This is a genomic window from Lachnospira rogosae (ex Hitch et al. 2025), assembly GCF_040096455.1.
Lineage (GTDB): Bacteria > Bacillota > Clostridia > Lachnospirales > Lachnospiraceae > Lachnospira > Lachnospira rogosae.
In genome coordinates, this window is sequence record NZ_JBBMER010000002.1 from 119448 (window position 1) to 132078 (window position 12631).

At 37.0% G+C, this 12631-nt stretch carries 9 protein-coding genes; all 9 read right to left on the minus strand.

The annotated features are described in order from the left end of the window. Positions 1-87: 87 nt before the first annotated feature. The 9 genes from WMO14_RS02965 to WMO14_RS03005 all read right to left on the minus strand — a co-directional run bounded on the left by WMO14_RS02965 (position 88) and on the right by WMO14_RS03005 (position 12546). Positions 88-4473 (minus strand): acyl-CoA dehydratase activase, encoded by a 4386-nt coding sequence (locus tag WMO14_RS02965; RefSeq protein ID WP_349153238.1) that lies wholly within the window; start codon positions 4471-4473, stop codon positions 88-90. Positions 4474-4514: 41 nt separating this feature from the next. Then, on the minus strand, positions 4515-5249 hold the full coding sequence (locus tag WMO14_RS02970) for an HAD hydrolase-like protein (RefSeq protein WP_055174202.1): 735 nt from the start codon (positions 5247-5249) through the stop codon (positions 4515-4517). 95 nt (positions 5250-5344) lie between these two features. Then, the gene (locus WMO14_RS02975) at positions 5345-6922 is read right to left on the minus strand and encodes a flotillin family protein (RefSeq protein ID WP_022502126.1); all 1578 of its coding nucleotides are present in this window, start codon (positions 6920-6922) and stop codon (positions 5345-5347) included. A gap of 33 nt (positions 6923-6955) precedes the next feature. Then, positions 6956-7522, minus strand: coding sequence for a hypothetical protein (locus tag WMO14_RS02980; RefSeq protein WP_022502127.1), 567 nt, complete (start codon positions 7520-7522; stop codon positions 6956-6958). A gap of 163 nt (positions 7523-7685) precedes the next feature. Then, positions 7686-8852, minus strand: coding sequence for a peptidylprolyl isomerase (locus WMO14_RS02985; protein ID WP_055306082.1), 1167 nt, complete (start codon positions 8850-8852; stop codon positions 7686-7688). 52 nt (positions 8853-8904) lie between these two features. Next, complete coding sequence (locus WMO14_RS02990; RefSeq protein ID WP_055174199.1) at positions 8905-10857, minus strand: NAD(+) synthase; 1953 nt, start codon at positions 10855-10857, stop codon at positions 8905-8907. A 133-nt stretch (positions 10858-10990) separates the two neighbouring features. After that, positions 10991-11266 carry a hypothetical protein gene (locus WMO14_RS02995; RefSeq protein WP_022502130.1) on the minus strand — a complete coding sequence of 92 codons (276 nt, stop codon included), beginning with the start codon at positions 11264-11266 and terminating at the stop codon, positions 10991-10993. A 153-nt stretch (positions 11267-11419) separates the two neighbouring features. Next, on the minus strand, positions 11420-12148 hold the full coding sequence (locus WMO14_RS03000) for an ECF transporter S component (protein WP_022502131.1): 729 nt from the start codon (positions 12146-12148) through the stop codon (positions 11420-11422). A gap of 44 nt (positions 12149-12192) precedes the next feature. Next, the gene (locus WMO14_RS03005; RefSeq protein WP_022502132.1) at positions 12193-12546 is read right to left on the minus strand and encodes a PAS domain-containing protein; all 354 of its coding nucleotides are present in this window, start codon (positions 12544-12546) and stop codon (positions 12193-12195) included. Between the last annotated feature and the right edge of the window lie 85 nt (positions 12547-12631).

Here is a 12631-nt window from a genome sequence, read left to right on the forward strand (position 1 = left end):
CATTTTAGTATTTATTAACAAATTTTATTTATTTTTTATATTTCTTTTTGAATAACATTGACAAATCATCGTTTGTGTATCTCAACATCAGCTATTCATAATCATCATCTGCATTCTGTTTTCAACGTTAGCATAGCTTGTATCAGGGTCAAGATCAAGAGGCAGAATTGTAACATTTGGGTAGTCTTCTTTTATTCTCTTTATTACCCCTCTTCCGCATATATGATTAGGCAGACAGCCAAAAGGCTGTAATATAATAAATGACTTTACGCCTTCCTTAGCATAATGTACAATCTCTGCTGCCATAAGCCAGCCCTCACCACAGCTTAGGGTTTCAGGAATTATATTTTTAACTCCCTGATACATATCCCTTGGTCTTAATGCCTTTTTGTACAAAGGATGAAGAACAGCCGTCTTCTCCAACGACTTCTGGACGTGGTCAAACAGCCAGTCAACAGCAAATGGATATGGGAATATATTTGCATTATAATCCTTTATCTCAGCCATAGATGCAAGAAAATCTTTTCTTAGCTGGTCTGTTATTCTTGGGAATATAGTTTCCATTCCATTTTCTTCCATATATCTTTCAATATTAAAGTTAGAGCCTGAATGATATGTAACAAGCAGTTCTCCTGTTATGAATACTTTAGGCTTTAAATGGCTTCTGTCATAAGGTATCGCCGCCATATCCTTCATTCCCTGTTCAAATGCTTTTCTTGCACTTCCAATTCCAGATTTAATAGCCTGTGAAAGATTATCAACACACTGCTGGTATACCCTGTCTGTTTCGCCTTTATTAATCTCATAAGGACGTGTCTTTCTGCATACATCAGTAAGCATATCAAGCATCATAAATGACCATACAGCCTCTAATACCGCACTAACTCCAAGTAAGAATACACCTGGGTGATTTCTTTTAGTATCATTAACATCAGTTGTAAGAATTGGCACATTACTAAAGCCTGCAGAATCAAGTCCTTTTCTAAGAAGTCCTGCGTAATGTGACATACGACAGTCACACTGGAATTTAACCATTCCAACGGCAACCTCGTCCTGATTATAACCGCCGCGTTTTAATTCACCTATAAGCTCTCCTATAACCATCTGGGCTGGGAAACATATATCATTATGTACATATTTCTTTCCAAGCTTAATCTGCTCTGTTGAACCTATTGGTATTCTCTTAACTTTGAAATTCTCTTTTTCCAATATACCCTCAAGAATTTTAGAAACCTCAACTGATATATTAGGCACAAGAATAGTTCTTATCTTCTTATCTTTCCTATAGAACTTGGCAGGACTTGGCTCTTTAAGCTCCTCATACATATGCTTCTTTATGAATTCTTCATCTTTAATCCCACGTCTTATCTGTACAGACTTTATAAACGACTGTATTCTTATTCCAAGTGCTCCTGTCGCATCACTTTCATCAACTTTTAGAATAAGGGGCGGCTTATGTCCGCTCTCATTCATTATTCTTATAATCTCATCTGAAAGTATTGCATCATGTCCACAGCCAAAACTTACAATCTGCACATATTCAAGCTCTGGTGTCTTAGCTGCTATCATCGCCGCTGACAACATTCTTGTATGGAAATTATTGGTTATCTCTGCCCTTGTATTAGAAAGCACCTGCTCATTAAGCTTGTCAAGACCATCAACAGGAATAACAGCAATTCCTTTCTTTGCAAGCATTTTCGATATATTCTTGCTTACAAATGGGTCTGTATGATATGGTCTTCCTGCAAGCACAACAGCAAATGTATTATTCTTCTTAGCATTATCAATAGCCATATTGCTAAGTCTTATAAGTTCACCCTTAAATCCATTTCTTGCATCTGCTGCCTGTCTATAAGCTTCCTCTGCCTCACTCTTTGATACTGAAAGTTCATTGACAGCATATTCTATTATCTGGTGTCTTCTGTCTTTCTTTGAGAACCAGTGGAATATAGGTGTATCAAACTTAACCCCGTACTGTTTCTCTGGGTTCTGTGAGTTTCTTACAACCATAGGATATCCCATAACAACAGAACACACATAAGGACTCAGCTTATCAGTTCCTTCTGGTGGCATATGCATAACATATGGCATAAATATTCTATCAACATTCTGGCTGGCAAGATCCTCTATATGTCCGTGGACAAGCTTTGCCGGAAAACATATTGTATCTGAAGCTACATATTTAAGCCCTTTCTCATACATTTTCCTGTTGCTTTTATGAGAAAGCTTGACATTATAACCCAATGCCTTAAAAAATGTTGTCCAGAACGGCATACTGTCAAAGAATTCAAGCACTCTTGGTATTCCGATTGTTATATCCTTGTGCTTTGAAACTTCTTTGTAAACATACGCCTTAAATAGCATTTTCTCACGCATTGCAAACACATCGAGCACGGCGTTCTCTTTGCTGTTTTCTTTAGTATCCTCAAGTACCGCCGCTGTTTCATCAAGTATAAGTCCATTTTCACACCTATTGCCTGTAACCCATCTGCCGCCGTCAGGGAATGTAAGAACATTTCTTAAGCAGTGATTGCCGCAATGCTCACAACGTACTCCCGATTGTGTTGTGTATTCAAATTTCTTCACAGCCTCAAAGCCTATAAATGATGAGCTTTCACCATTCGCATAGCCTTCTTCTTTTATATGTTTCTTGGCTGCAAGTGCCGCACCAAGTGCTCCCATCTCACCTGGGAATGGTGCGAGAGTAACATTCATATCAAGATATTCTTCTATGGCACGAAGAACAGCCCTGTTTCTAAAAGTCCCCCCCTGAACTACTACTTTTTCACCAAGCTCTTTTGTATTGGCAACTCGCACAACCTTAGTGAACACATTTTCAATAATCGAACGGCACAGACCTGCCATAATATCATCAGGGTTCTTGCCATCTCTCTGTTCATTAATTATTGTACTGTTCATAAATACTGTGCATCTGCTTCCTAAATGTGCTGGACTAACTGAGCTGAATGCCCTTTTAGCAATATCCTTAACATCTATGTTTAGATTGGATGCAAAGTTCTCAAGGAATGACCCACAGCCTGATGAACAGGCCTCATTGAGCATAATATTAGTTATTACGCCGTCATTAAGCCATATTGCTTTCATATCCTGACCGCCAATATCCAGCACAAATGTTGTATCAGGATAGAACTTCTGACAACCTGTCGTGTGTGCGACAGTTTCTACTGTATGGTAATCAGCCCTGAATGCCTTGGCAAGAAGATGTTCTCCATAACCTGTTGTTCCCATTCCCCTGCACACAAGCTTAATTCCTTTATCAGCATATTTATCATATATCTTTGTTATACCCTCTTTAACCACTTTTATAGGGTCACCGTGGTTATTAGCGTAAAATGTATCTATAACTTTTTCTTCTTCATCTATAAGCACGAATTTAGATGTTGTACTGCCTGAGTCAATTCCAAGATATACATTCAGTACACCATTCTTAATATGTGGCTCACTCAGCTTATAAAGCTCTTTATCGTGTCTTTGGGTAAACTCTTTATAATCTGCCTCATCTGCAAAGAATGGCTTGCTGACTGCTTTATGCTCTTTTATTAAAGACCTGTCAAAAGTATCAATTCTATTAATAAGCTCGTCAATAGTGACATATGTATCATCATCAAATAAATTATCTATCGCAACTGCTGTTCCATATGCAACTATTGTTTCTGCATGTTGTGGAACTATATAATCCTTATCTGATAGTCCAAGCCTTTCTGCAAATACCCTTATAAGTGTAGAATTAAATGTAAGAGGTCCTCCCTCGAATATTATAGGTGCTTTTAACTCAAGTCCCTGTGACAATCCACCTATTGTCTGCTTGGCTATGGCGTGAAATGTTGACAAAGCAATATCAGCCCTGTCAGCTCCCTGTATTAATAATGGCTGTATATCTGTCTTTGCAAATACACCACATCTTCCTGATATGTCATATACAGTTGTACCTTTTGCCGCAAGGCTCTCAAATTCTTCTGTCTTAACGCCAAGCAGTGTTGCTATCTCGTCTATAAATGCACCCGTTCCGCCTGCACAGCTTCCATTCATACGCATATCAGATGTCATAAGCCTGCCTGTATTATCATCAAAATAAAAGAAGATTACCTTAGCATCCTGTCCACCAAGTTCAATCGCTGTTCGTATATCCGGATACAGTCTTTGTACTGCCGCCGCATTAGCAACAACTTCCTGAATATAATGTATTCCCAATGCCCTGCTCACCGGCTTTCCACCTGAACCGCATACTGCTGCCTTAAAGTTTTTCCCACTAAGGAGCTCCTTTACCTCACTAAGAAGAGTTCTTGCTGTGTCAATCTGCCTTGCGTTATGTCTTACATATTTGGAATACACAACATCATTGGTATTAATATCTGTTATTACAAGCTTAACTGTTGTTGAACCTACATCTATTCCTACCCTTATATCACTATTATCTGATAATCTGTTCTTTACAAGTTCTTCCATCTTCATTGCCTTACCTTTATATATACTTATATATTTATATATATCATTTACATTTCATCAAGTGTAGTAATAATATCCTGCACATTCTCAACTATGTAATCTGCTCCTGCATTCTCAAGCTCATTTTCTTCAGCAAATCCATATCTGACACCGATAGACTCTATTCCGCAGTTCTTAGCTCCAAGAATATCATCTTTTCTGTCACCAATCATAATTGAATCAGCCTTGATATCATTTAAAATATCTGCTGTATCTGATACATTTGTTGTATCCGAAGCATTAGTAATATCCGCGTTATCAGCTTTATTTAGCTTTATAATCTGGTTAAATACCTCATTAATCACATCATCCTTATGTCTTCTTGCACCGCCCTCTAATTCACTTCCTACAGCTATATCAAAATATTGCTCTATATCAAAATACTTAAGTATCGTAGGAACATATATTTCAGGCTTACATGTTGCAAGTGCTGTTATGTAACCTTCTTTCTTTAAACTGCTTAACAGTTCTTTTATTCCATCAAATAATCTGTTCTCATATATTCCTGTATCTTTATATCTTTCCCTGTAATAATTAACCGCCTTTAACGCATCCTCTCTACTTAAGCCGTGAAATTTAGCAAAGCTTTCATCAAGCGGAGGTCCTATATATCTTTTAAGCACTGCCTCGTCATTCTCTGTTATCCCAAGCTTATCAAGTGCATACTGCACACTCTTTGTTATTCCCTCACTTGAATCTGTAAGTGTTCCGTCCAAATCAAATAAAATATATTTCTTTCTCATAGATTATCCTTTCAATTCTTTATATGTTATACAAATACAAAAGAGGTGCACCTTTTACGTCCACCTCTTTTGATAATCAATTATACTATTTTAAATTAATTTGACAACTCTGATTTGTCATTGTTTATAGTAATATTAGAAACTCCGTCTACACCATCAACAGATATGTTTCTGTCTGTCTTTGCCTGTATTGTATTAGCTTTCATAACATCTGTTATATCAAAGCCTGTTGTTTCTTTAATAGATTCTATTGTCTTTGCAAGCACCGATGGAACATAACCGCCCATCTGTCCTACACCAGAGCCATTAGAACTATCTGTGCTGTCAATAATTGTAACCTTATCTATGCTCTGAAGCGGCTTAGCTACCTGTTCTGCCATCTGTGGAAGTACCTTTACAAGCATTTCCATCATAGCTGCCTGACCATACTTCTCATAAGCTTCTGCCTTCTTCTCCATAGCTTCAGCTTCTGCTATACCTTTGGCTTTAGTTGCCTCAGCCTCTGCTATACCTGTCTTAGCAATAGCGTCTGCTTCTGCTTGTGCCTTAATTGCAATCGCTTCTGCTTCTGCCTGTGCTTCAACTTTCTTGGACTCAGCTCTCGCCTGTGCCTGTGCAATCTGACGGTACTTTTCTGCATCTGCATCTGCCATCTGTTTTGCCTTCTCAGCATTAGCTGGTTCAACTATAGTAACCCTTAAACTCTCTTTAGTTCTTTCAGCCTGCTTCTGTGCAAGTTCTATATTCTTCTGCTCTGATGCAATCTGAACCTGAATCTGTGCTTCTGCAATCTCTTTTTGTCTTTGCTGTTTAAGAAGCTCTGCATCCATCTGTGCCTGTATTACATCTTTCTGTGTAATATTAGACTGGATATCGTGTGCTAATTCTGCTTTAGCCTGTGCTGTCTGCTGTTCCTGCATATAATTGGCTTCAAGGACTGCCTTATCCTTAGCCGCCTGAGCTATATCTGCCTCTGCCTTTAACTTGGCTGACTCACCTTCCTGACGTGCCTGTGAAGTCTTAATCTGCATATCTCTTGCAGCTTCTGCCTTCTGGATTTCAGCATCTTTCTTTCTCTGGGCAATCATACCATCACCAAGTGCCTTGATATATCCGTTCTCATCAGATATATCTGTGATAGTGAAGTTCTTAACCTCAAGACCCATATTGCCAAGCTCTGTACCTACAACTTCCTGTACCCTTGAAGAGAATTCTTCTCTCTTCTGATAAAGCTCCTCAACTGTCATAGTTGCAATAATCTCTCGAAGCTTACCTTCAAGAACTGCTATTGCTGTACCCTGAATGTTATCAATAATCTCTTTCTCGTTACGTCCCGTAAACTGTTCAATTGCTGTAAGAATACTGTTCTTTTCATTTCTTACTTTGATAACCGCTGTTGTAATTACACTAATTGGTACACCCTGGCTTGAAAGACTGCTTCGTGTCGCAACACTGAGCGGTATATTTCCAAGCGAAATATAATCAATTCTTTCAAATACTGGAATTACAAGTCCACCACCACCGGTGATGACCCTTTTCTTCATACCAGTTACAACTCCTGCCTTGTCCTGTGGTACTTTTTTCCACATTCTAAGTACAACTGTGAGAATTAATACAATTCCCAGTACTGCAGCTACAATGCCAAATAGACTTGACTCTGTGCCATATCCCATATAAACCTCCATTCTGCCATTCCGGCTTCTGGCTTATCTGCCAGAATATTTATCTTCAAGACGTGATGTGCTCTCTACTATTATATAATCACCATCAAATCTTAAGATATTAACTTCTTTATCCTGCTTAATAGGCTCACCATCTTCTGCCTTGGCAGGATATGTGACATTTGAGCCTGTGCTTAATAATATGCTCACAGCCCCGACACCACCTTTGGGAATTGCATTACTCACTGTTCCCCTGCTTAACAATATTTCACTCTTCTCTGCGGCAAAATTCTCAACCTTTTTCAGTCTTTTAATAATTGACTGTAATATAACAGCACATATGTAGCCTGCCACAATGCCAATCACAATAAGAGCCGGTTCAGAAAGCTTTCCATTAAATATCATTCCTGTACAACCAAATACTAACGCCCATAAACACAGGCTGTTAATTGAAAATGGCAGAAAATCAAGAACCATATCAGAGCCGAATTCTAACTGAAATATATCTATTGATATAAAATCAACAAATCCATCAAACAAATTAAGCACTATACTACAAAATGGAATAAGAATTCCAATTATAATACACGCTATACATATCGTATTAAACATAGAACCTCCCCTCATATAAGGTCAATCCAATCATCTGATTACAACAGTATTTCTTAAATGCAAGGATATTACACCTTTTACATTGTCTTATATTTTATATTGTCTTACGCATATTCAATTTAATTAAAATCTAATATACTTAATCAAAATCTGATATACTTAACTAAAATCTGTTATATATATCCACCTGCATACTGTCAGTTATATTAGAAATATATTCTGAATATTTGTTGTTAAGTACATTTGACGCAATTGTTTCATCTGATGAACCATCATATGACTTATTAATAAAATACAGTACATAATAACAGCCTGATGATGAATTCTCTATAACTGTTACATCTCCAGCCTTTCTGTCATCTGAAAGAAGCCAGTCTGATGTTCCTGTGTCCATATTAGAACTTACTACCTTGCTAAAGAGCGAACCATTGATGTCATCATATTTAGTGTCACCATCATCTGCATATCTCTTACATAAATCATTAAATGCCTGCTCGCTCACAGCTCCTGCCGCAAACTCATCTGCCTTTGCCTTGGCTGCCTGCATCTCACCGTCAGTTGTATCTACAGCTTTTATTGTAAATTCACGATAATCAACCTGATCATATGTATCCTTATGTTCTTCATAATACTGTTTAACTTCATCATCTGTAGCCTTTAAGCTGTCTGTAAGTTCTGTTCTATAAGCATCTGCCTTAAGATATTCCATTAAATAGCTCTTTATATTCTTCTTGGTAGCATAATTACCAAAGTTCTGCTTATAATATGCCTTTTCATCTAATGATGCGGCGGCAGCGGCACTTTCAGCCTGTTCTACAAGCTTGTTGTAATCCTCATCTGCTGTTGTGTATTCGTAATTATTGTCAGCAGCATCCTTTAATAATGCCTTAGTTTCCTTAATTGTATTAACTGCATTATCCGCAAAATAAGCATACCATGTTCCACCTGTCTGTGAATTAGTCTGTGACTTATCATTCTCAGAGCTTTTATATCCCATATAAGAGAAATAGTCTGCCATTGTCGTATTTCCGTAAAATGTCTGTGATAACAGTGCATTTTTAGAAATATTATAATACATATCAAATTCTATCTGGCTTATATTCTCTGAATCAACTTTTATAAACTTGTTATGTATTCTTGAATATCTTGTTCCCAATGTTATTACTAAAGCTAATACTATTCCAGCAAGAACGCCAATTCCTACAACCTTAAATATAAAGCTTTCTCTTTCCTGTTTTCTTTGTTCAGCCTTTCTTTTAGCCATCTTCTTATCGTATTTTGTAACTATCTTCTGTGTGCTGTCATTCTTTGTATTGTTATTGCCAGCCATTTTTAATCCTCCTGATTATTTGATTATTAATATTTATATATATTATTAAATATTATTCAAAGCCATTAGCTTCTTTAATTCTGTCAAGCTTTTCCATCCATGCAGCAGGACTTGCATCACTTGGCATTCTTAAATCTCCTCTTGGAGATACTGCAACCGAACCGACCTTTGGTCCGTCTGGCAGGCAGGAACGCTTGAACTGCTGTGCAAAAAATCTCCAGGTAAATGTTCTTAACCATTTGTATATTACAGCAGGGCTATAATCATTTGCAAATGCAATATTAGCTATTCTGAATAACTTTTCTGGTCCGACTCCAAACCTTAACATATGATACATAAAAAAATCGTGAAGTTCGTATGGACCTACAAGATCTTCTGTCTTCTGATGTATTGTTCCATCTTCATTAGGTGGAAGAAGCTCTGGACTTACAGGTGTATCTAATACGTCAATAAGCACCTCTGATAATTCTTTATTAGCACAGGTATCAGCATAATATCTTACAAGATGTCTTACAAGTGTCTTTGGAACAGAAGCATTAACTCCATACATTGACATATGGTCGCCGTTGTAAGTTGCCCAGCCTAATGCAAGTTCTGACATATCACCTGTTCCTATTACCATTCCGTTAGTCTGGTTGGCAATATCCATAAGGATCTGTGTTCTCTCTCTTGCCTGTCCATTCTCATATGTTACATTATGAACATCTTCATTATGTCCGATATCTTCAAAATGCTGTCTTACAGACTTCTTTATATTAATCTCTCTTAATGTACAGCCAAGCTTTTCTGTCATCTTAACTGCATTATTATATGTTCTGTCAGTTGTTCCAAAGCAAGGCATCGTAATACAGTTAATTCCATTTCTGTCAAGATTAAGAATATCAAATGCCCTTACAGTTACAAGAAGTGCAAGTGTTGAATCAAGTCCCCCTGATATTCCTATAACTGCACTCTTACAGTTAGTATGCTCTAACCTTTTTTTTAGTCCATATGTCTGTATGTCAAGTATTTCCTCACATCTTGCATCTCTTTCCTTCTTATCATCTGGAACAAATGGTGCTTTATCAAAATATCTTTTTAATTCCAAAGTACGTTTTTTTAATTCAGGGCAGGTAACATATTTATATGCTTCCTTCATATTTTCATCTACATTCACATCAAATGTAGACATTCTTCTTCTTTCCGAACATATTCTGTCAACATCAATATCCGCATACACTGCTTCATTGGTGAACTTCTTAGCCTCTGCAAGCACTGTGCCATTCTCGCATATTAGATTATGTGCACCGAATACTATATCCTGTGTCGACTCTCCATCACCTGCTGTTGAATAAATGTATCCGCATACAAGTCTTGCCGACTGTCCTTTAACAAGCTCCCTTCTGTAAGCTGACTTTCCTATAGTCTCATTGCTTGCAGAAAGATTGACAATAATTGTCGCTCCGTTAAGTGCGTGTCTTATGCTTGGTGGTGCTGGTGTCCACAAATCTTCACATATCTCAATTGCAAGTTTAACTTTATTACTGCTTCCAAACTGACATATCAGGCTTCCACCAAAATCAACATCTTCTCCATCTATATTAACAGACACATTGCCCTTAAAGCCTTCTTTAAATTGTCTTCTCTCGTAGAATTCCGCATAATTAGGTATATTCATCTTAGGCACAAGTCCAATAATATGTCCATTCATAAGCACTGCCGCCACATTATAAAGCTTTCCCATATACATATATGGAAGTCCGACAACAACAGCCATTCCTTCATACTGTCCGGTATATTTCTTTAAATCAATCAATGAATTATATGCTTCATCTATCAATGTATCCTGTAAGAACAAATCATTGCAAGTATATCCTGTAATACACAATTCAGGAAAGCTTACAATTGCAGCTTTATTATCATATGCTTTAGTGATAAGTTCTTTAATCTGCTCTGTATTATAACGGCAATCTGCAACCTTTATCTTGGGTGTCATTGCCGCAGCTCTTATATATCCATCCTTCACTGGTATAATTCTCCCTTATACAATTTTTAATTAGTATATCAAAACTAACAACTATTTACAACGCAAAAAAGTCCAGAGACCGACATTTATAATGCTGATTACACGTCTGCTGGACTTTTTGACACCGTATTTATTATTCGTGGAATGCTGATGAAATCTCTGTTGCGATTTCCTTCATTCCATTTTCTGCTGTTGACATCATCTCTTTTGCACCAGTTGCCGCTTCTGTCATCATCTCTTTTGCTCCTGTGGCTGCTTCTGTCATAAGATTTTCTACTGTACTCTTGTTATTATTTCCTGAACCAGAATTACTCCCGCTTTCAGAGTCATTCTTTGCTCCACAGCCAACAAGAACTGCCATAACTGTAACCATCATAGCTCCGATAATGAACCATTTTAACTTAGACATAAATCCTCCATTCTTATGCCTGCCGCATAATATTATATTTATGAAATAAACCAATATAAGCGTATACAGCCATTGATAATGGTATCATTAATAATGGTATATACGCTTATATTCATATAATATTATGTCCCTGTTAAAATCTATTATTCATCATCAGGCTTTTAACTGATGACTTAAATACTTGTATAACACAACTGTTATAACGCCGTCAATAACAGCTTTAATCACATTAAATGGTGCAACCGCCAATGCGACAAATGAGAATACATCTTTAATTGAAGCATTAACCTTTGTTCCCATAGCAATCAATGTATCCATAGGAAGACCGTAAAGTTCTGAATACTTAGGAAGCAGATACCACGCATTAAGTGCCATACCAGCTATTACAAGTATTATTCCACCTATTGCAAGTGATACTACAGCCATCTTTCTTGTCTTTTTAATGTGATAAATTATAGAAGCCGGCACAACATACATACAGCCAAGTATGAAGTTAGCAAAATCGCCAACAAATGCTGTTGTAGTTCCTTTCATACAGAAATGAAGTATTACCTTAACTGCTTCTATAACGACTCCTGCACAAGGTCCAAGCATAAATGAACCTATAAGCACAGGCACTTCGCTGAAATCAATCTTATAAAAGCCCGGAGCTATAATTGGAATAGGAAAATCAAAGTACATAAGAATAACTGCTATTGCTGACAGCATAGCCATAATAACTGTTTTATTAACTTTCGTATTCTTTGAAGCGAATTTAACTCCGTTTCTTTTCTCAATAAGCACTTCACTTGCCCTTGCAATCACAAATACTATAATCATAAGAAGAAGTGATATACCTACAAATTCAATATTCTTACGAATGACATCTAGTAAGTTACTCATTATTGTTCTCCACTCTTAAATAATATTTACACATATACCAACAGTTATTTAAGATCCGAAATATTACCTACACTTACACGTAATACTCTGTGTCCTTCAAGAAGCTTATTCTCTATTCTTATGAATACAACAACTCTTATCTTCTTACCTGTCTTAGTCTGAAAATAATGCTCATAGCAGGCATATCTCTGATCAATAAATGTCTCTCGAAGCTCTGTTATTATGCCCTCATAGTCAATATCCGGCACAATATCCTTGAACACAAGACCATTTTTCATATCTTCTTCTGTGTAGCCAAGCATTTTAACAAAACCTTCATCAATCTCAATTATCTTGCCACTTCTCATCTCCATAGCAAAACGTGTAAATGGGAGTTTTCTCATTAAATTATCTGCCATAACTTTTGTCCTCCATAATTATATATTCTGGTCTATTGCTTTTATGTATTTCCAGCTGGGTATTGCATTAATCTTTCCCAGCAGA

Excerpts from the sequence above, each read along its gene's own strand:
- WMO14_RS02965 (WP_349153238.1), bottom strand. The coding sequence starts at position 4,473 with ATGAAGATGGAAGAACTTGTAAAGAACAGATTATCAGATAATAGTGAT.
- WMO14_RS02970 (WP_055174202.1), bottom strand. The coding sequence starts at position 5,249 with ATGAGAAAGAAATATATTTTATTTGATTTGGACGGAACACTTACAGAT.
- WMO14_RS02975 (WP_022502126.1), bottom strand. The coding sequence starts at position 6,922 with ATGGGATATGGCACAGAGTCAAGTCTATTTGGCATTGTAGCTGCAGTA.
- WMO14_RS02980 (WP_022502127.1), bottom strand. The coding sequence starts at position 7,522 with ATGTTTAATACGATATGTATAGCGTGTATTATAATTGGAATTCTTATT.
- WMO14_RS02985 (WP_055306082.1), bottom strand. The coding sequence starts at position 8,852 with ATGGCTGGCAATAACAATACAAAGAATGACAGCACACAGAAGATAGTT.
- WMO14_RS02995 (WP_022502130.1), bottom strand. The coding sequence starts at position 11,266 with ATGTCTAAGTTAAAATGGTTCATTATCGGAGCTATGATGGTTACAGTT.
- WMO14_RS03000 (WP_022502131.1), bottom strand. The coding sequence starts at position 12,148 with ATGAGTAACTTACTAGATGTCATTCGTAAGAATATTGAATTTGTAGGT.
- WMO14_RS03005 (WP_022502132.1), bottom strand. The coding sequence starts at position 12,546 with ATGGCAGATAATTTAATGAGAAAACTCCCATTTACACGTTTTGCTATG.